Source organism: Geodermatophilus sp. URMC 61 (assembly GCF_052931555.1).
In genome coordinates this window covers 1740789-1760468 of record NZ_JBRFHZ010000002.1, presented here as the reverse complement: position 1 = coordinate 1760468, position 19680 = coordinate 1740789, and the positions used below count along the sequence as shown (strand labels likewise).

15 protein-coding genes are annotated in these 19680 nt (G+C 73.5%); 10 read left to right on the top strand and 5 right to left on the bottom strand.

The window, feature by feature from the left end; translation table 11 throughout:
- The first annotated feature begins 7 nt into the window (after positions 1–7).
- The 3 genes from ACU610_RS08115 to ACU610_RS08105 all read left to right on the top strand — a co-directional run bounded on the left by ACU610_RS08115 (position 8) and on the right by ACU610_RS08105 (position 3905).
- Positions 8–1432: an FAD-binding oxidoreductase gene (locus tag ACU610_RS08115; RefSeq protein WP_446767193.1), complete on the top strand. Its 1425-nt coding sequence runs from the start codon at positions 8–10 to the stop codon at positions 1430–1432.
- Between the two features lie 219 nt (positions 1433–1651).
- Positions 1652–2614 (top strand): TylF/MycF/NovP-related O-methyltransferase, encoded by a 963-nt coding sequence (locus ACU610_RS08110; RefSeq protein ID WP_446767192.1) that lies wholly within the window; start codon positions 1652–1654, stop codon positions 2612–2614.
- 55 nt (positions 2615–2669) lie between these two features.
- Positions 2670–3905 (top strand): amidohydrolase family protein, encoded by a 1236-nt coding sequence (locus ACU610_RS08105; RefSeq protein ID WP_446767191.1) that lies wholly within the window; start codon positions 2670–2672, stop codon positions 3903–3905.
- A gap of 24 nt (positions 3906–3929) precedes the next feature.
- Here ACU610_RS08105 and ACU610_RS08100 read toward each other — a convergent pair whose 3' ends face one another.
- Positions 3930–4811 (bottom strand): response regulator transcription factor, encoded by an 882-nt coding sequence (locus ACU610_RS08100; protein WP_446767190.1) that lies wholly within the window; start codon positions 4809–4811, stop codon positions 3930–3932.
- A 138-nt stretch (positions 4812–4949) separates the two neighbouring features.
- A complete protein-coding gene (locus ACU610_RS08095) occupies positions 4950–7118 on the bottom strand; it encodes a N,N-dimethylformamidase beta subunit family domain-containing protein (RefSeq protein ID WP_446767189.1) in 2169 nt (722 codons plus the stop codon).
- 280 nt (positions 7119–7398) lie between these two features.
- Here ACU610_RS08095 and ACU610_RS08090 point away from each other — a divergent pair, with 280 nt between their 5' ends.
- From ACU610_RS08090 to ACU610_RS08080, 3 genes are all read left to right on the top strand, one after another.
- Entirely contained in the window at positions 7399–8172 is a 774-nt protein-coding gene (locus tag ACU610_RS08090) for a hypothetical protein (RefSeq protein WP_446767188.1), read from the top strand.
- 816 nt (positions 8173–8988) lie between these two features.
- Positions 8989–9804 (top strand): AfsR/SARP family transcriptional regulator, encoded by an 816-nt coding sequence (locus tag ACU610_RS08085; RefSeq protein WP_446767187.1) that lies wholly within the window; start codon positions 8989–8991, stop codon positions 9802–9804.
- 373 nt (positions 9805–10177) lie between these two features.
- Entirely contained in the window at positions 10178–10402 is a 225-nt protein-coding gene (locus ACU610_RS08080) for a hypothetical protein (protein ID WP_446767186.1), read from the top strand.
- 156 nt (positions 10403–10558) lie between these two features.
- Here the strand turns inward: ACU610_RS08080 and ACU610_RS08075 are convergent, their stop codons facing one another.
- Both ACU610_RS08075 and ACU610_RS08070 read right to left on the bottom strand, forming a co-directional pair.
- Positions 10559–11893, bottom strand: a complete 1335-nt coding sequence (locus ACU610_RS08075) for an MFS transporter (RefSeq protein WP_446767185.1) — start codon at positions 11891–11893, stop codon at positions 10559–10561.
- Positions 11894–12443: 550 nt separating this feature from the next.
- Entirely contained in the window at positions 12444–12926 is a 483-nt protein-coding gene (locus ACU610_RS08070) for a single-stranded DNA-binding protein (protein ID WP_446767184.1), read from the bottom strand.
- Positions 12927–13176: 250 nt separating this feature from the next.
- On the opposite strand from ACU610_RS08070, the gene recD2 reads away from it, so the two are divergent.
- Complete coding sequence (gene recD2, locus ACU610_RS08065; RefSeq protein ID WP_446767183.1) at positions 13177–15411, top strand: SF1B family DNA helicase RecD2; 2235 nt, start codon at positions 13177–13179, stop codon at positions 15409–15411.
- Between the two features lie 70 nt (positions 15412–15481).
- Here the strand turns inward: recD2 and ACU610_RS08060 are convergent, their stop codons facing one another.
- A complete protein-coding gene (locus ACU610_RS08060; RefSeq protein ID WP_446767182.1) occupies positions 15482–16045 on the bottom strand; it encodes a hypothetical protein in 564 nt (187 codons plus the stop codon).
- Positions 16046–16380: 335 nt separating this feature from the next.
- On the opposite strand from ACU610_RS08060, the gene ACU610_RS08055 reads away from it, so the two are divergent.
- From ACU610_RS08055 to ACU610_RS08045, 3 genes are all read left to right on the top strand, one after another.
- The gene (locus tag ACU610_RS08055; protein ID WP_446767181.1) at positions 16381–17838 is read left to right on the top strand and encodes a hypothetical protein; all 1458 of its coding nucleotides are present in this window, start codon (positions 16381–16383) and stop codon (positions 17836–17838) included.
- A 67-nt stretch (positions 17839–17905) separates the two neighbouring features.
- Positions 17906–18955, top strand: coding sequence for a PD-(D/E)XK nuclease family protein (locus ACU610_RS08050; protein ID WP_446767180.1), 1050 nt, complete (start codon positions 17906–17908; stop codon positions 18953–18955).
- 184 nt (positions 18956–19139) lie between these two features.
- Complete coding sequence (locus ACU610_RS08045; RefSeq protein ID WP_446767179.1) at positions 19140–19556, top strand: hypothetical protein; 417 nt, start codon at positions 19140–19142, stop codon at positions 19554–19556.
- Positions 19557–19680 lie beyond the last annotated feature (124 nt).

Here is a 19680-nt window from a genome sequence, read left to right as displayed (position 1 = left end):
TGCCCGCATGACCAGCACCATGGGCACAGGAGACACCCGGGTCCGGACGCCGTCGGTCCCGAACTCGGCCGTCGCCGCACTCCGCGCCTCCTTCGGGGGACAGGTCGTCGGCCCCGCGGACGCCGGGTACGAGGAACACCGCCGCGTGTGGAACGGGTCCATCGACCGGCGTCCGGCCCTCATCGCCCGCTGCACCGGCGTGGACGACGTCCGCACCGCCGTCCGGTTCGGACGGGAGCAGCAGCTGACCGTCGCCGTACGGGGCGGTGGCCACAGCTTCCCGGGGCTGTCGACGTGCGACGGTGGGCTGCTGATCGACCTGCGGCCGATGAACGGTGTGCGCGTCGACCCGGGTGCCCGGGTCGCCGGCGTCCAGGCCGGGGCCCTGCTCGGTGAGCTGGACCAGCGGACCCAGGAGCACGGGTTGGCCGTGCCGTCCGGGATCGTGTCGCACACCGGGGTGGCCGGACTGACCCTGGGCGGCGGGATCGGCTGGGTCATGCGCAAGTACGGCCTGACCGTCGACTCGCTGGAGTCGGTGGACCTGGTGACCGCGGACGGCGAGTTCGTCCGCGCCGGCGAGGACGAGAACGCCGAGCTCTTCTGGGGACTGCGCGGGGGCGGCGGCAACTTCGGTGTGGTCACCGACTTCCGGTTCCGCCTCCACCCCCTGGGGCCGCAGGTCATGGCCGGCGCGACCTTCTGGTCGATGGACGAGGCCGAGCGCGTGCTCCGCGCCTACCGGGACTGGATCGCGGACTGCCCGGACGAGCTGATGACGATCGTCGTGCAGCGGCTCGCGCCCGCGCTCCCCGTCGTGCCGGCCGAGCTGGTCGGTCGGCCGGTCATCGCGGTCGTGGCGTGCTACGCCGGGGACGTCGACGAGGGCGAGGAGGTGCTGCGGCCGATGCGCGGTTTCGGGTCGCCGGTCCTCGACCTGTTCGCGCCCAAGCCGTACGTCGTCCACCAGCAGATGTTCGACCCGTCGTTCCGGCACGGCTGCTGGTACTACGTCCGCTCCTGCGACGTCGCCGCGCTGACCGACGAGGTGATCGGCGTCGTGGCCGAGCACGGCCGGCGCATCACCTCGCCGCTGAGCAGCATCGCGCTGTGGCAGATGGGCGGTGCGGTGGCCCGCGTCCCGGACGACGCGACCGCGTTCAGCGGCCGCTCCGCCGGGTTCACCTTCAACATCAACGGCAACACGGCCACCGCGGACGGGTTCGACGACCAGCGGCAGTGGGCCCGGGACTACTGGACGGCGCTGGCTCCGTTCCACACCGGGGTCTACGTCAACTTCCTGATGGAGGAGGGCGGTACCCGCGTGCGGCAGGCGTACGGCGACACCAAGTACCGGCGACTCAGCGCGCTCAAGCGCGCGTACGACCCGTCGAACTTCTTCCGGCTGAACCAGAACGTGCCACCGGGCTGACACCGGGACGGGCTCGCCGGACCAGCGGTCCACGCCCCGGACCCCGGGTCGGCCGCCTGGCAGGCTCGCGGCAGGCCGGCCCGTGCGGACCCTGAGAGACTGTCGGCGCACCACGGGCGGGTCGCGGAACGGGCGGTCCTGAGCGCAGCCCCGACCGTCCCTGTGCGATGGCGCACGCAGGTCGGTCCCCACCAGAGGCCGTCGCGACAGGAGCCGAGGGTGCTGCATCGAGTCATCCGTGCACTGGCGGTACGGGCGCGCGAGGCCGTCGGCGGGGGTCCGTCGGGCGTGCGAGGGGACGTCGGGCACGATGACCTCGTCGGCGAGCTCGAGGACCTGGTTGCGCGGGCACGGACAGACCTCGAGCACCTCGTCCGGCAGCACGGCAGGGCCGTCGAGGAGATGCTGGACCGGCAGGCCGAGCGGGTGATCGCGGCGGTGCACGAGGCGGAGATGCGCGAGCGCCGCGACATCCGGGCTGCCGGTGAGCGGGCGGCCGTCCTGGCCAGCGCGCGGTTCGCCCAGGAGAGGATGCCGAAGGCCTCGGTGTTCGCGGACCCGTCGCAGACCCTCGACCACGCCCTCCGCATGGCGCCCGACGACGGGATGGCGCTGGAGTTCGGCGTGTACACCGGCGGCACACTCACGGTCATCGCGCAGGCCCGCGGCGGCAGGGACGTCTTCGGCTTCGACTCCTTCGCCGGTCTGCCCGAGGACTGGCGGTCGCGCTACCCGGCCGGTGCCTTCGAGGTCGATGCCGTGCCGACGATCCCGGGCGCCGAACTCGTCGTCGGCCTGTTCGAGGACACCCTGTCGGGGTTCCTCGCCGACCATCCCGGGCCGGTGGCGTTCCTGCACCTCGACGCCGACCTGTACTCCTCGACCAGGACGGTGCTGGACCACGTCGGACCGAGGCTCCACCCCGGCACCGTGGTCCTGTTCGACGAGTACTTCAACTACGCCGGCTGGGAGGAGCACGAGCACCGCGCCTGGCAGGAGTTCGTGGCCGCCAGCGGGATCGGCTTCTCCTACGAGGGCTACACCCAGGACGACGAGCAGGTGTTCGTCCGGGTGACCGATCCACCGGCCACAGCCTCCGGTCAGGACGGTGCGCCCCAGGAGTCGTCCGAGCAGCAGCCGAGGGACGCGACGCCGGGTGGCGACGTCGCGGGGGAGCGGTGACCGGACGGGGACGCGGTCCTCGGTGTGGACGGGGTGCCCGCGGAGGGGCGCGGACGTGGACGGGTCCGCCGCGCTCGGCGGGGGAGTGGAGGTCACGGTGGCGTCGGGCGACTTCCTGATCCGGGGCGCCAGGCTCTTCGACGGGCACCGCTTCCTCCCTCCCGGCTGCCTGCTGGTGCGGCAGGGCCGGGTCGCCGCGCTCGCCGATCGGCTGACCCCACCGGCGGGCGTGCCGGTGCTCGACGCCCGCGGGAGCACCGTGCTGCCCGGCCTGATCGACGCACACGTGCACGTCTTCCCCGGAGCACTGCAGGCGGCGCTGCGGGCGGGGGTCACCACCGAGGTGGACATGTTCGCCGACCCCCGCCTCATCGGGTTCCTGCGGCAGCAGGCGTCGTCCGATCCCGGTGCAGCCGATCTGCGCTCGGCCGGCATCGGCGCCACCGCACCGGGCGGCCACCCGACCCGGCTGGTCGAGCTGGGGGTGCTGCCGCCCTTCCCCACGGTGGCGGGGCCTGAGGAGGCCGAGAGCTTCGTGGCGGCGCGAGTCGCGGAGGGCTCCCACCTCCTGAAGGTGGTCCTCGAGGACGGCACGACCACCGGACACCCGTGCCCCACCCTGACCGCGGACACGGTGCGGGCGCTGGTGCACGCGGCGCACGCCCGCGGCCTCCTCGTGGTCGCCCACGTCCTCACCCAGGCGCACGCACTCGCCGCCGTCGGCGCGGGCGTCGACGGGCTGGCCCACCTGTTCCTGGACGAGCCGCCCGCACCGCGGTTCCTCGAGGCCGTGGCGCACGGCGACGTGTTCGTCATCCCCACGCTCACCTCGCTGGCTGCCCGCGCCGGGCACGGCCGAGGCCGGGCCCTGGCCGCAGATCCCCACCTCGGCCCGTCCCTGGACCCGCGCCAGCGCGCCGGGCTCGAGCAGGACTTCCCGGTCGCCCCGAGCGCACGAGCCGACCTCGGCCACGCGATGTCGACCGTCGGCCGGCTGCACCGGGCGGGCCAGCGGATCCTGGCCGGAACCGATGCGTCCAGCCCGGGCACCGCCCACGGCGTCAGCCTGCACGACGAGCTCCACCTGCTGGTGGCGGCCGGCCTCCCGACGGCCGCGGCCCTGGCCGCGGCGACCAGTGCCCCGGCCGCCGCCCTCGGCCTCCCCGACCGGGGAACGCTCACCCCGGGGACGCCCGCCGACCTCGTGCTCGTCGACGGCGACCCCGAGTCCGACATCACCAGGACGCGACGCATCACGCAGGTCTGGCGCGCGGGCCACCGAGCGACCTGACCGCCGACCGCGGCGTCGAGGGCGTCAGGAGCCGGGCTGACGCCGCCCGGCGTGCTCGGCAGCGGGGAGGTGGTCCCCGCTGCGGGGGGACGGGATCAGCAGCACCGGATCCGTGCTGCCGCGTCGTGGCCCGAGCTCGGGGGGCGCGGCCAGGAGGCCGACGGCCCGGGCGCGCTGGACCGCCATCAGCCGGTCGCGCACGCCGAGCTTGCGGTACAGGTGCTCGAGGTGCTTGTGCACCGTCCGGGGCGAGGTGTTCAGGCGGCGGGCGATCGCCTGGGCGGTGAGACCTGTCCCGAGGAGCGTGAGGACGGCGAACTCGCGTTCGGTCAGGCGGCGGTCCCGGACGCGGTCGTACTGCCACTCCGGCACGTCGCGGAGCACGCGGTGCTGGCGGACCAGCGCGGCCAGTGCCGGCCGGACCAGGGTGGCCAGGTCGGCATCGGCGTCGTCGTAGTCGTCGTCGGGACGACTGACCACGTAGGCCTCGATCCCCTCACCCACGCGCAGGGGCAGCGCGAGCTGGTGGGTGATCCCGAGCGGGCGGGCGAACGCCGCCCACTCCGCGCACATCCGCGGACCGGCCACCCCGCGGGGCACGCGGCCCAGGATCTGGGGTGCCGAGCTGCCCGTGACGGAGTACCAGCGGATCAGCGGCTGGGTGGTGGCGTCGGGCACGATGCCGGACGGCGGCGTCGTCGGCAGGACGCCGAGCGGCCAGCCTCCGACGACGTGGTCCACCCACGCGGGGTCCACGACGTTCAGCGAGCAGCAGGTCGCGTCGAAGGACTCGAGGAGCAGGCCCGCCACCTGCGCGTGGGGGAACTCCCGTGGCCCGGCCTGCCTCTGCAGGATGTCGCCGACGAGTTCCAGCCACGCTGCATGACGCCTCCTGCTGCGCGGCACACAGCCGAGCGTAATGCGCCGGCGCCGGCTCGTGGAGGTCGTCCGGGCACCGCGGCTCCGTGCCCGGCGCATCGACCTGGGTCCGGCAGGCGGGGGTGGGTCCACCGGTTCCCGCGGCGAGCACGGCGGAGTCGTGGGTCAGCGGATGCCGGCACGGTCGAGCACGTTGTGCACCAGGGTGCCGAGCACCGGGTCGACGACGAGGCTGCCCCCGAACGTCAGCGAGCCGACGGAGAAGACGAAACCGCCCCCGCGATGGTCGTAGTACGTCATGTCCGCTCCGGGGTCGGTCCCGTCCGGCGCACCCTCGGCGAGGACGACCAGGCCCTCGGGTAGGGCTGACGGCGGTACCGCCAACGGATCGAGGAGGCAGTCCGTCGGGACGGCGGTCGCGCCGGGGCCGCGGCTGGTGTCGACCTCCCAGCCACTGGCCTTGCCGTTGCCCTTGCCGCCGCTGTGTCCCCTGCTGAGGCCGACGTCGCCGATGGTGTCGCCGTTGGACAGGCCCGTCCCCGCGAACAGGGGGTGGTCGGCAGCTCGGACCACGTAGGGCGACCCCGGCACCTCGCACCGTTCGGTGGCGACGCCGAGGAGTGAGCGCTCGGGCCGGCCGAGCGTCCGGAAGAGGGCGAGCTCGCGTGCGCCTCCCTCATGCCCCAGCCGGAAGACCATCTCCGTCTGGTCGTTGTCGTACTCCCCGGTCTCGAACACGCCGTTGCCCCCCAGGTAGGCGAGGCTCCCGCCGGCATCGAGATACGACGCGAGCCGGTCGTACATCCGCGGTGTCCAGTACTCGGGGTGCGTGCCCACGATCAGCAGCGGGTACTGCGCCGGGTCGCAGCCGTCGTTGTGGAAGTCGATGTCGGTGAAGACGTCGGGTGGGTGACCCTGGCTCTCCAGCCAGCCCAGGATCCACAGCTCGCCGCGGGTGAGGTGCGTGTCCCCGCCCGGCGCCGCATTCGGCATCGGGCGCAGGAAGCTCGTGCGGGCCAGCCCGGAGTACTTCGACCGGCCACCCCACCCGTTGTAGGCCAGCCAGGTGTTCACGTTCGCGAGCACCGCGAGGCGCGAGCGCCGGTCGTCTCCCGGCTTCACCACGAACGGGATGTCGCAGCGGCCTCCGGCGGAGTCCGTGCAGGTGGCCGAGTAGAGGCCCGAGGCCCACTCCGGTGACACGGTCAGGGTGAAGGTCTCGTCCCAGCCGCACCCGGAGCGCCACGCGATCGTGGAGGCCACCTGGTGCTCCGCCCTGAACGTCACTGACGCGACCGTGGCGGAGTGGACCGTCTCGGACGTGGAGGTGTGCCGCTGGATCGAGGCGACCGCCTCTCCCTGGTGCGAGAGGTAGAACCTGACGGACTGCCCGGGGCGGGCCGAGAGCGGCCAGCAGTACCCCTCGATCGGTCGGGTGGGCGACACCCCGACCCAGACCGATCCGTTGGCCGGGTGGTAACCGACGACGTCGTCCCAGATGTCGCCGTTGACGCTGCTGGTGACGAACTGCCAGTCCTCTGCCGGCAGTGCGGTCGCCGACGGGCCGGTGAGGTCGAACCGGTCGGCCTGGTTCTCCCCGATCCACAGCGTTCCGTTGCCGGAGTGGTAGCCGAGGAGGTCCACCCTGTCCCGTCCCGTGAACAGGCCGGTCAGGATGTGCCAGCCGTGCGCCGGCGACAGCCTCGCCCACTCGGCCATGGCGAACGACGATCCGCGGTTCTCCCCGACCCACACCGATCCGTCGTCCGGCCGGTACCCCACCACGTCGGTCGTCCCGTTGCCGATGACGTCGCCGGTGGCGAACTGCCAGTCCTGGCCGGGCGCCACCGTGGCCCAGGTGCCGGTGAAGGCGAACGCCGAGCCCGTGTTCTGACCGACCCACAGCGAGCCGCTGTCGCGGTGGTAGGCGAGCAGGTCGGCTCTGGCCCTGCCCGTGAAGAGGCCGCAGTGGATCCTCCATCCGGTCGCCGGCGCCAGGGTCGCCCACCGAGCGAGGGCGAAGCTGTCCCCGCGGTTCTCGCCGACCCACACGGCGCCGGTGCCCGGGTGGTAGCCGACGACGTCCGCCCGACCGTTCCCGGTGACGTCGGCGACGACGAACTGCCAGCCGTCCGCGGGATGCACGGTGGCCCACGGCCGCGAGAACGCGAACCGGTCACCGCGGTTCTCCGCGACCCACAGGGTCCCGTTGCCCGGGTGGTAGCCGAGGAGGTCACTCCTGGCTCCGCCGGTGAAGGGCCCGGCGTCGATCTCCCACCCCGCGGCCGGCGACACCGACGCCCACTGGCTGAACCGCAGCTCTCGCTCGGCCACGCGGCTCTCCTCTCGGGGAGGTGACCCGGTCAGGCGGAAGCGCCATCATGCCTCGGGACCGGAGCCGTCCTCTCCCGTCGCGTCGTCGAGGCGGGGCGGCGAGCCGGGTGAGGGCAGGTCCTGCTCCCTCGGTGACCGGGCCGGTCCACCGCGTCACCGGGCACGGCGCGGGTACCGGAGCCGGCGTGGCGGTCGAGCGGAGGGCGCGGGCGTGTCGCGGACGACGTGGGCAGGCTCCTCGTGTGGCCTCCAGGGGGAGGCTCGAGCAGAGGAGGCGGTCGTGTCCGACGTGGTCTTCTATGTCACCGCCCACACCGACGACGCCCTGCTGTTCCGTGGCGAGGGGCTGTTCACCGACCTGCACCTCCAGGGCGTGCGGACGGTGCAGATCGTGGTCACGGCCGACGACGCCGGCCGCACCGACGGCTGGTGGGAGGCGCACGAGGCGGCGTGCATCGAGTCGATGACCGGCACGCTCACGCCCGGCACTCCGACGTCGGCCCGGATTCCGGTCAACGGGCACCGGATCCAGCGCCACACCGGGCCGACCTGGGCCCTCTACGCCCTCCGGCTCCCCGACGGCAACACCACCGGTCAGGGCTACGAGTCCACCGGCTTCCGCACCCTGGGCAAGCTGCAGCGTGGGGAGATCCCCTCGCTGCCGGCCATCGACGGATCGACCACCTACGACGGCTGGGACGACCTGGTGACCACCCTCCGCAGGATCGTCTCCTCCGAGCGGGGGTCGATGCGCCCGTGGGTCAACACCGCCGACCACGACCGCGCCCTCAACCCCGGGGACCACCCGGACCACTACGCCGTCGCGGACGCCGTGCGCGAGTTCGCCGCCACCGACGACCTCGACCGGCTCTGGTGGGTCTCCTACGACGTCCGCGACCGCCCGGCCAACCTCTCCGGCTACGCCTACGACATCAAGTGGTTCCCGTTCCGTCTCTACGGCTGGACGATGGACCGGCTCATGAGCACGCCGCCCAACCAGGAGGAGTGGGACTGGTGGGGGGCGCGCAGCTACGCACGCACCGAGGCCGGCTGACCCGTCACGGGGTGGACCGCAGCGGGGAGGTGGTCCTTGCTGCGGGGGACGGGTCGGGGCCGTGGGATCCGTGGTCCCGCGTCGTCCCCCGGGCTCGGGAGGCGTGTCCAGGAGGACGGCGTCGCGGGCTCGCCGGACCGCCATCCGCCAGCCGTCGTCCGGGCACGGGGCCAGGTCCCCGGGCGTCGGTGTGGACCGCCGGCGCCGGCCGCCACTACGCACAACTGCGTACGGTCCCGGCGCTCGGACGTGAATAGCTTTGCTGTTCCGCATCTCGAGCGCGTGCGTCCAGGGGGAGTCATGTCGGTCGGAGTTGTACACCCACGTGGGAGGACCACCAGCGCGAGCGAGGGCGACCGGGCCCGCCAGGCACCACCGAGCCGCACGGCCCGGTGCGCTGGTCCATCCCGGAGTGATGGGCTGTGCGCCCCCCTGCTCGTGAGCGGTCGGCCGCTCACGTCCCGGAGCCGACCGCGGGCGACCTGACCGACGCGGTCCACCGGCCAGCACGGTCGAGGCTCCGTCGGCGGTCGTGTCCGTCCCAGCGCGGCAGACCCCACAGCGGTGCCGGGTGGCCACCTTCGGACGGGAACGGCACGGAGGTGGACCGGACGACGCCCACCCGGCCGCTCGACCGTTCGGAGGCCGTCGGCGCTCGATCGGGGCATCCCGCACCGGCGAGCGCACCTGCCAGACCAGTCGTCCACCGAGCCCAGTGAGGCCGGTCGTCCCAGCGGCCGGACCCGGAGCCGGCTGACGGGTCCCTGCAGCGCTCCCCGGCGATCGGCCGCTCGACCCAGAGGAAGGACCAGTCCCGTGGACCGTTTCCCCACTCCCCGTGTCACGCTGCTCGACGGCTTCCACCTCGACGTCCCGGGCCGCGATCGGCGGTCGACCGGCGACGAGCTGCCACGTGGAGTGCAGCGGCTGGTGGCCCATCTGTGCCTGTCCCACCGGCCGACCCGGACGGCGACGGCCGGCCAGCTGTGGCCCGACGTGCCCGAGGACCACGCGCACGGGAGCCTGCGGTCGGCGTTGTGGCGGCTCAACAAGGCGGCGCCCGGACTGGTCGAGGTGTCGGGGTGCGCGTTGCGACTGGCGGGAGGTGTCCGTGTCGACGTCTGGGAACTCGACGACTGGGCACAGCGGGCGATCGCTCCGCCTGGAGGTGCCGACGAGGTCGCGGTCCCCGACGCGACGCTCCTCGGCGATCTCCTGCCCGGGTGGTACGACGACTGGGTCCTGCTGGAACGTGAGCGGCTGCGCCAGCTCCGCATGCAGGCGCTGGAGGCGGTGGCCGCCAGACTGGCCTTCCTCGGCCGCCACTGCGAGGCCCTGGAGGCGGCGTATGCCGCGGTGCGCGCCGATCCGCTGCGGGAGAGCGCCCACCGGACGGTGGTCCGTGTCCACCTGGCCCAGGGGAACCTGGCCGAGGCGCTGAGGGCCTACGACCTCTTCCGGACGATGGTGGAGGACGAGCTCGGCGTGTCCCCGACGGAGCAGATGACCCGACTGGTCCAGGACATCCCGCGGCTCCGCCGGACGCCGTCCCGGGAGTACCCGGCTCCCCGAGGCATCGTGATCTCCACCGCAACGGCGATCCCCTCGCGAGCCGGACGGCGTCCGATCTGACGCGGACGCACCGGCGACACCCGCCGGCGCACCGTCGGGCACGCACGGCTGCCGGTCCGGGGTTGCGGCAGAGGAGCCATCCGACCGACGTCGGCGGTCCCTCCTCCGCGGAGCAGGGCGCCTCGCCGAGCCCGCGCCGCGGCCACCCCCCCAGGCGTCGGACGACGCCTGGGGAAGTGGCCGGGCGTGGTCCTGGGTGTCCGGGGACGCAGCGCGCCCAGCGCCACCGCGACACGCTTTAGTGGGTCATCCGCACGGGGGACTGTGCCGCGCAGCGTGATCTCGCAGCATGGGTCCTCGCACGTCGGCCGCGTCCCGCGGTCCTCGGATGCCGGACCTGCACCCCTGCGGGGGAGCCCGTAGGAGAGATCACGTGGTCGACGACCCCAGTGCGGCACTGCTCATCCGTGTCTGGCTCGAGGGCTCCACCGCGTTCCGGGCGCGGCTGCTGTCCCTGCGGACCGCCGCCCCTGGGACACCCCCGGAGGAGGTGACGGTGGCCGTGACGTCGTCAACCGAGGACGTGCTCGACGCCGTTCGGACCTGGCTCGACGGCTTCACCGGCAACGTCACCGACTCGACCGACGGTTCCGGGTGAGCCTCGAGCCCGACGGAGCGGGACCGCCGCGCGCCGTCCGTGTCGACGGAGGGCAGCACCGTCGGTGCGTGGCCGTGAAACAGGCAGCGGCGGTCACGAGGCGGGGTCGGTCGGAGGGTCAGGCTCCGGGGCCCGCGCCGCGGTGGCAGGACGGGGTCACCGGTGTCCCCGGTCCGTCGAGCCGGCCCTGGCCGGCTCGGCGTGCAGGTCGATCCGCGAGGTCTCCGGCGCCAGGAGGACGCAGACCGTGGTGACGGCGAGGACCGCCACCACGTAGATGGAAACGGCCACGGAGGTGTCGTAGCGGTCGAGCAGGGCCACCGAGATGATGGGGGCCAGGGCCCCGCCGAGGATCCCCGCCACCTGGTAGCCCATGGAGGCCCCGGTGTAGCGCACCCTGGTCGGGAACAGCTCGGCGATGAACGAGGCCTGCGGGCCGTACATCGCGGCGTGGAAGAACAGCGCGACCACCGTCGCGAGCGCGATCAGGACGAAGCGGCCGGTGTCCAGCAGGGCGAAGAACACGAAGACCCAGATCGCGGCGCCCACCGCGCCCAACAGGTAGACCGGCCGGCGTCCGAACCTGTCCGACAGCACGCCGAACCAGGGGATCAGGAACACCTGCACCGCGGCCGCGATCAGGACCGCGTTGAGTGCGTAGTTGCTCGGCAGACCCTGGTACGTCACGACGTACGTCGTGATGAACAGGATGAAGGTGTAGAACGCGACGTCGACACCGACCCGCGCGCCGATCGCGAGCAGCACCCGCGACGGGTACCGGCGCAGCACGTCGACGATCGGCGCCTTGACCTCGGCGTCGTGCTCCTGGACCTCGCGGAACAGCGGACTCTCGGCGATCGACAGCCGGATCCACAGCCCCACGACGACCAGGACCCCGCTGAGCAGGAACGGGATCCGCCACCCCCAGGCGACGAAGGCCGACTCCGAGGTGAGCGCGCCCATCAGCGACAGCACGCCGTTGGCCAGCAGCAGCCCGATCGGCACCCCGACCTGGGGCCAGCTGGCGTTCAGCCCGCGCCGGTGCGCGGAGCCGGACTCCAGCGTCATCAGCACCGCACCGCCCCACTCCCCGCCGAGCCCCAGGCCCTGCAGGAAGCGCATCGCCACCAGCAGGATCGGCGCCCACACGCCGATCGAGGCGTACGTGGGCAGCACGCCGATCAGGAAGGTGGCGATGCCCATGATCAGCAACGTCACCACGAGCACGTTCTTGCGGCCGAGCTTGTCGCCGTAGTGGCCGAAGACGATCCCGCCCAGCGGCCGTGCCACGAAACCGACCGCGTACGTCGTGAACGCGAGCAGGGTGCCGACCAGCGGGTCGAAGCTGGGGAAGAACAGCTGGTTGAACACCAGGGCCGCGGCCGTGCCGTAGATGAAGAAGTCGTACCACTCCAGCGAGGTGCCGATCAGGCTGGCCACGATCACGCGGCGTACGGATGAGCCCTGGGCGGTGCCGGCGGTGGGGGGCATCGGGATCTCCCTCGGTGACTGCTCGCGGTCGGGGCTGTTCCAGCACAGACCCGACCGCGTCCCGGCGCAACAACTGGCGATCCACGGCTCCGTACCAGGGGACGACGGTCCCGGGCTCGGCGGGGGGCGATCCGACCGCGCCGCGCGGCGGTCCTGACCCGATCGGCCGTCCCGGGCCCCTCCTCGGGCGAGGAGGGTGCCGGCGGGACGTCACCCGGCGTCGGGGGCCCGGCGGTACGGCCCCTGACCACCCGTGGCGCCGGTCCTCCGGGCGAGCGTCTCGTCGAGCCAGTCGGAGGTCCCCTGGTGGTACGGCCGACGCCAAGCCCTCGCAACGGCCGCCGGCGCCCCCTGCCGCGCAGAAAGCGCACCGGTGTCTTCGGTGGTGCGCAGATCGCGTCCAGCCGCTGGGGCACGCCGCAGGCGATCGGGTCGCGTTCGGCCTGCCTGTTCGGTCGATCCCAAGGGGTGCCGGATCGGCGTGACGAGTACCGAGGAGCCGAGGGGCACCCCGTCCCTCACGGGAGGGGGTGCCCCTCGGTGGTGGCGCTCAGAACGGCGGGTCCTCGCTGAGGTCGCCGGCCGACGCCGCCCAGGGGTCGTCCGGGCCGCCTCGCCCGGCCGCGACCGCGACGTCGCCGCCCCCACCGCCGGGACGATCGTGCGAACGGGTCGACTTGGTGACCGTCGCCGTCGCGTATCGCAGCGACGGGCCGATCTCGTCGACCTCCAGCTCGATGACGGTGCGCTTCTCGCCCTCCTTGGTCTCGAACGAGCGCTGCTTGAGGCGGCCCTGTGCCATCACCCGCGACCCGCGGGTCAGCGACTCGGCGACGTTCTCCGCCGCCTGCCGCCACACGTTGCAGCGCAGGAAGAGCGCCTCGCCGTCCTTCCACTCCTGGGTCTGGCGGTCCAGGGTGCGCGGGGTGGAGGCGATGGTGAAGTTGGCGACCGCCGCGCCCGAGGGCGTCCAGCGCAGCTCGGGGTCGCTGGTCAGGTTGCCGATGACGGTGATGACAGTCTCGCCGGCCATGATCCGGTCCTCCGTGTTGTCGGTGCAGCGCTCAGGTGAGCGTCCGGAGGTTATGGCGACCTGCTGACAGTTCCGTGTCCGCGGGCCGGGCGGAGGCCTCGCCGGGTGCCGGGCCGCGCGTGCTCTCGCGCTGCCCGGACGGGGTGTGTCCGCTGCGGCGACGCCCCTCGCACGCGCGAGGACTGCCGAGTGTCCCTGGAGGGTGTGACGATCGGTCGTGGGAGCGGGTGTGTCAGGGAGAGGACGGCAGGTGGGAGAGGCGCGGACCGGGGCGGTCCTGGAGGCGACGCTGGAGCGGATCACGTTCGCCAACGCCCAGACCGGCTACACCGTGGCCCGGGTGGACACCGGGCGCGGCGGTGACCTGGTCACCGTGGTGGGGTCGCTGCTGGGCGCCCAACCGGGGGAGACGCTGCGGCTGCGGGGACGGTGGGGAGCGCACCCCCAGTACGGCCGGCAGTTCCAGGTCGAGGACTACACCACCGTGCTCCCGGCCACGGTGCAGGGCATCCGCCGCTACCTGGGCTCGGGGCTGGTCAAGGGCATCGGCCCGCGCCTGGCCGAGCGGATCGTGGACCACTTCGGAGCCGACGCGCTGCAGGTGATCGAGGAACAGCCGGGGCGGTTGGCCGAGGTGCCGAACCTGGGCCCCAAGCGGACCCGGCTGATCACCGCAGCCTGGGAGGAGCAGAAGGCCATCAAGGAGGTGATGGTCTTCCTCCAGGGGGTGGGGGTGTCCACCTCGCTGGCCGTGCGTATCTACCGGCAGTACGGCGGCGCGTCGATCGGCGTGGTCCGCGCCGAGCCCTACCGCCTGGCCACCGAGGTGTGGGGCATCGGGTTCAAGACCGCCGACACCATCGCCGCCGCGGTGGGGATCCCGCACGACAGCACGCAGCGGGTCGAGGCGGGCGTGCAGTACGTGCTCTCCGAGGCGACCGAGCAGGGGCACTGCTTCCTGCCCCAGACCGAGCTGGTCGCCCGGGCGGTCGAGATGCTGCAGGTCCCCGCAGTCCTCGTGGGTCACTGTCTGGCCCTGCTGGTCGCCGAGCAGGGCGTGATCCGCGAGGAGATCCCCTGCGCGGAAGGGGAGCCGCCCACGGTGGCGTTCTACCTCGTCCCCTTCCACCGGGCGGAGGTCTCCCTGGCCGCGGGACTCAGGCGACTCGCGACCGCCGACGTCGACCGGATGCCGGCCTTCGCCGGTGTGGACTGGGATGCCGCGCTGGCCTGGCTGCACCGGCGCACCGGCGTGGAGCTGGCGGCCGGCCAGCAGGAGGCGGTGCGCCTGGCGCTGACCGAGAAGGTCGCCGTCCTCACCGGTGGACCCGGCTGCGGCAAGAGCTTCACGGTCCGGTCCATCGTCGCCCTCGCGGCGGCCAAGGGTGCCCGCATCCTGCTGGCCGCTCCCACCGGCCGGGCGGCGAAGCGGCTCACCGAGCTGACCGGGGTCGATGCGGTGACCGTGCACCGGCTGCTGGAACTGCGGCCGGGTGGTGACGCCGCCTTCGACCGGGAGCGGCCGCTGCAGGCCGACCTGGTCGTCGTCGACGAGTCCTCCATGCTGGACCTGCTGCTGGCCAACAAGCTGGTGCGTGCCCTGCCGCCGGGCGCGCACCTGCTGCTGGTCGGTGACGTCGACCAGCTGCCCTCGGTCGGTGCCGGCGAGGTGCTGCGCGACCTGCTCGCCGACGGGACCCCGATCCCGCACGTGCGCCTGACGCAGGTCTTCCGGCAGGCCAGCCGGTCGGGGGTGGTGACGAACGCCCACCGGATCAACGCCGGCGGCCACCCGCAGGTCCGCGGTCTCGACGACTTCTTCCTGTTCAGCACCGACGACGCGGAGGAGACCGCCCGGCTCACGGTGGACGTGGTGGTGCGCCGGATCCCGGCCCGGTTCGGCCTCGATCCCCGCCGCGACGTCCAGGTGCTGACCCCGGTGCACCGGGGGCCGGCCGGCGCGGCGGCGCTGAACCAGCTGCTGCAGGACGCGCTCACCCCGGCTCGACCGGAGCGGCCCGAGAAGCGCTTCGGCGGGCGGGTGTTCCGGGTCGGCGACAAGGTCACCCAGATCCGCAACGACTACGACAAGGGCGCCAACGGGGTCTTCAACGGCACGCAGGGCGTCGTCACCGCCATCGACGGGGTCGAGCAGACCCTCACCGTGGTCACCGACGAGGACGAGGCGATCGACTACGACTTCGGCGAGCTCGACGAGCTGGCCCACGCGTACGCCGTCACCGTCCACCGCTCCCAGGGCAGCGAGTACCCCTGCGTCGTCATCCCGCTGACCACCAGCGCCTGGATGATGCTGCAGCGCAACCTGCTCTACACCGCCGTCACCCGGGCCAAGCAGCTCGTCGTCCTCGTCGGCTCGCCCCGGGCGCTCGGCCAGGCGGTGCGGGTCACCGGCTCCGGACGCCGGCACACCGCCCTGGCCCACCGCCTCCGTGGCAGGGCGTCCTCCGTGGTCCCTGCGGCGTGAGGCGGCACCACCCGCCGCTCCGCCTCGCAACGGTCCAGCCGTGGAGCACCCGGACCGGGCGGTGAGGGCGTCAGGGCGTGTTGAGCCGACGCCTCTCCAGCTCGTGTTCGTACAGCTCCCGGCGAGCCTCGAGCGCCACCTGGGCTTGCATCTCCAGGCCGTCGAAGGTCTGCTCCACCTGCTGCAGCCGCGCCCACCAGGCGGTCACGGCGTGCAGGCCGGTCAGGTCGACCGTGGACAAGCCCAGCAGGCCGCGGATGGACGCGTCCGCCTCCTCCAGCACACCGGAGTCGTCATCCGGCGACTCGGCCCGCGCTGCCCAGAACACCTCCGCCCACAGTGCGGCCACCGCGACGCCGTCGGCCGGCGGTACCCGCTGCTCGAACGCCAGCCGTCTGCCGGCGGCCACCACGGTCAGCCGCAGCGCCAGCAGGCGGCGCGTCAGTCGCAGGAACTCGGGTGCGTCGGCCCGGCACGCCTGTGGGGTGCCGGCGTCGAGGATCCGCTCGTACACCTCTCCGAGGCGCTGCGACGTCTCCTGGCTCCACCGCCACAGGTCGCCGGGCGTTGCTCCTCGCAGTGAGACGGCGTCCACCGCATCGCCACCCGGACCGCCGTGGGAGAAGCCGCTCACGCCGTCGAACGCTAGTGCTGCCTGCTCCCGGGTTCAGCAAGCCGCGCCGCCTCCCCGCAGGATGCCCGTCACTCCCGGTCCGGTAGCTCTCCCGTGGCCACCGTGATCGCAGTGGTTCCGGTCGCCCGGCGAGGACTGGTCCGGCTGCGGCCGTGGCGGGCGCCGGTTACGCCGACAGCGAACGGCCGACACGCCGATCAGAGCCGTCGTGCCGTCCTGACCTGCGACTTCGCCGGAGAGGGCCGGAGGTGCTTGCGTGATGGCCGGACGGATGTGTCAGTACCCGCCCATAGCTTCCGGGTCGACATCTTCCCCATGTCGACGAGGAGTTCACCATGGCCGTTCCTGGCCTCAAGACCCGCAAGCCCACCGGTCGCGTGCCGTGGCCGTGCATCCTCCTGGAGGGCGAGGAGAAGGCCGGCAAGAGCTGGGCGCTGGCCCAGTTCAGCGCCTCGGACAAGATCGGCGCGCTGTACTGGATCGACCTCAACGAGGGCGCCGGTGACGAGTACGGCGCGATCCCCGGCGCGAAGTACGAGCTGGTCGAGCACGACGGCTCCTACGCCCAGGTGCTGGCCGCCGTCCAGGCGGTCAAGGCCCAGGCGCGCCGCGCCGCGGACGCCGGCGAGCTGCCGGTGGTCCTCGGCATCGACACCGGTTCGGCCATCTGGGACGGCCTGAAGGACTGGGCGAGTGAGCGGGCCGCGAGGTCGGCCCGCAACCGCGAGCTGCTCAAGCGCGACCCCAACGCCGAGATCACCATCAGCCAGAACCTGTGGAACGACGCCGGCGCGCGCTGGCGCAAGCTGCAGACCGAGCTGCTCACCTTCCCCGGCATCGTCGTCGTGACCGCCCGCGGCAAGGAGGTCACCGAGGTCGACGCCAACGGCCGGCCCATCGAGGGGCAGAAGACCTGGTCGGTGCAGACCCACCGGGAGTTCCCCTACGCGGCCAGCGTGTGGGTGCGGCTGCGCCGCGGGCGCCGACCGCTGATCGTCGGCGCGCGCAGCGTGCACGTCGGCATCAAGCCGAACGACGACCCGGCCAGGGAGGTCACCGACAAGAAGGCGGACGGCCGACTGCTGGAGTGGCTGGTGTTCGACGCCCTCAAGTGCCACCCGGGGACCGCGCACGTCCGCGACCTCGTCTCCTTCCACGGCGGCGGCCTGCTCGAGCATGAGCGGACCGAGGAGCCCGCCGGCCGTCCGAGCACCCGGGCCGGCGGACGCCGGGAGCCGGACGTCGCCGACCTCGTCGCGCGGATCGGCGACGCCGGGGACGACGACGAGCTGCGCGAGGTCTGGGCCGAGGCCAACCGCGCCGCGCTGCTCTCGGTCGACGTGTCGACCCCCAGCGGCTCGTACACCGTCGCCGAGCTGATCCAGGCCCGGCACGAGGAGTTCCTCGAGGCGTCGATGGGGTCCCACCCCGCCGGGCGCCGCAGGGCCTCGGCCGCCGGCCAGACGCCGGCTCCGGAGACGCCCGCCGCGGTGGTGGAGTCCGCCCGGGCCGCCGCCGCGGCCGCCCGACCGTCCACCGGCCGGGAGGAGACGCCGACGAACCCGCTGCTCGAGCCCTCGCCGACCCCGGACGACCCGCGGGAACGCCGGGTCAACGCCGCCCGCCGTGGCGTGCTGGCCAGCCTGGAGGCCCTGGGCGTGACCGAGGAGCAGATCGCCGCCCGCTTCGGCCGGCCCGCCGAGCAGGTGGCCACCCGGCGGCTGACCGCACTCGTGCGCGACGTCATCGCCACGCAGCGGGCCGCGGGCGACGACCGCACGGACGTCGCCTGAGCCGTGCCGCTGGAGCGGGGCCGGCCCACCGGCCCCGCTCCACCAGCCCTGACCCGAGGAAGACGTGATGACCGCCGTCCTGCCCGACCGCCCCAGCGCCGCCGAGCGTCGGGCCGCCCCGAGCCTGGCCGCCGCGGTCCGTGACCTCGACAGCCGCCGGGCCCGCTCCCGCCAGCGGATGATCGGCGCCTCCGAGCTCGGCGAGTGCCGACGCCGGGCCGCCTACCGGATCGCCCGCCGGCGTCCGACCAACACCCACACCGGACTGCAGGCCTTCATGGGCACCGAGCTGCACCGCGGGGTGCTGCGCGCACTGCGGCGCCAGTACGGCGGTCTGACCGAGGTCGGCCTCAAGGGCGAGCAGGTCAAGGGGCGCTGCGACTGGTGGCACGCCCCGGTCGTGGAGGACCTCAAGACGACGTCCCGGTTCGGCTTCGAGCGGGTCCTCACCCGTGGGGTCCCGGTCCGCCACTGGTTCCAGGTCGCCGTCTACGCCTGGCTGCTGCGGACCGGGCAGACCGCCGACCGCAGGCTGCCGGCCGCCACCGGGCAGGACGTCGACGGACTGCGGATCCGCTACCTGTCCCGCGACTCGGGGGAGGACGTCGTCTTCGAGGCCGACCACGACCCGGCGCTGACCGCAGAGGCCATCATGTGGCTCACCGACGTCTACGCCACCGTGGAGGACGACGGGGTCGACGCCGTCCCCCGCGACGGGTTCGGGCCCGGTGTGGACACCATGTGCGACTGGTGCCCGTTCCTCGACCTGTGCTGGGGCCCGCCGGTGGACCCCGAGACCGAGGGTGAGGTCTCCCGCCAGTCCCGCCTGACGGTCACCGATGAGGACTACGTCGACGCCGTCCACGACTACGACGCCTGGCGGGCGGCCGAGACCGAGGCCAAGCGCCACAAGGACTACGCCCGGGAGCGGCTGAGGGGCCGGTCGGGGCCGGCGGACGACCTGTACTGCGAGTGGACCGGGGGCGGCCTGCGCACGCAGGTCGACAAGGACGCCGCGGTCGAGCGGTTGGTCGAGCTCGGCGAGGTCCTCCCCACCCGGACGACCCGCAGCCCGCAGGCGATCCGTGTCACGCGGAGCGGCACCCAGCAGGACTGAGCGACCGGCGCGTCCGGAGGAGGACGGCCGGGCCGGGAGTCCTGGGGAGTCGGCCACGACACCTTGCCGCATCGTCGAACACGTGTTCGAATCGAGGTGCTCGACCCTCCGGCCCTGCTCGATGCCCACCCGTGGTCATCCGGGTCGCGGTCGTCCGGTCGGGCCCGACTTCCAGGAGGCTCCGATGACCGTCCCCACGTCCGCCCACCCGTTCAGCCGGGCCACCGGGGACGTCGCCTGGCGCTGCGTCTGCGGGAGGAGCCGGAACGCCGCCGTGCACCGCGGTGGGGCGAGCCCGGTCCGGCCTGCTGCGCCGGCGCGGGGGACCACGGTGACCGTGGCGACGTCCAACCTGCCCGCCGGCGAACCGGTCCTGACCACCGGCGTCGTCGGCACCGACTTCGGCCTCCCCCTGGTCCGGCCCACCAGGACCAGGGAGGGGAGCCGGGTCCGAGTCGTGCGCTCGCACTGCAAGGCGCACGGGGGAGTCGTCGTGTGGTTCACCGACGGCACCAAGACCCCGCCGCTGCACGGGCGCACGGCGTGGATCGTCGCCGAGGCCGACCTGCACGAGCACCCGCCTGCCCGGGTGCCGGCGTGACCCGCGCCGCCCGGTGCGACCGCCCGGGGGTGAGGTCGACGCGGAGGTCGTGGCCGCCCGGCCAGGGGGAGGGCGTCACGTCGTTGTGCCGGTGCACCGGCGCGAGCGGCCACGTCCGGACGAC

Coding starts and splice junctions, on each gene's coding strand:
- ACU610_RS08115 (WP_446767193.1), top strand. CDS start 8: ATGACCAGCACCATGGGCACAGGAGACACCCGGGTCCGGACGCCGTCG.
- ACU610_RS08075 (WP_446767185.1), bottom strand. CDS start 11,893: ATGCCCCCCACCGCCGGCACCGCCCAGGGCTCATCCGTACGCCGCGTG.
- ACU610_RS08070 (WP_446767184.1), bottom strand. CDS start 12,926: ATGGCCGGCGAGACTGTCATCACCGTCATCGGCAACCTGACCAGCGAC.
- ACU610_RS08055 (WP_446767181.1), top strand. CDS start 16,381: ATGGCCGTTCCTGGCCTCAAGACCCGCAAGCCCACCGGTCGCGTGCCG.
- ACU610_RS08050 (WP_446767180.1), top strand. CDS start 17,906: ATGACCGCCGTCCTGCCCGACCGCCCCAGCGCCGCCGAGCGTCGGGCC.
- ACU610_RS08045 (WP_446767179.1), top strand. CDS start 19,140: ATGACCGTCCCCACGTCCGCCCACCCGTTCAGCCGGGCCACCGGGGAC.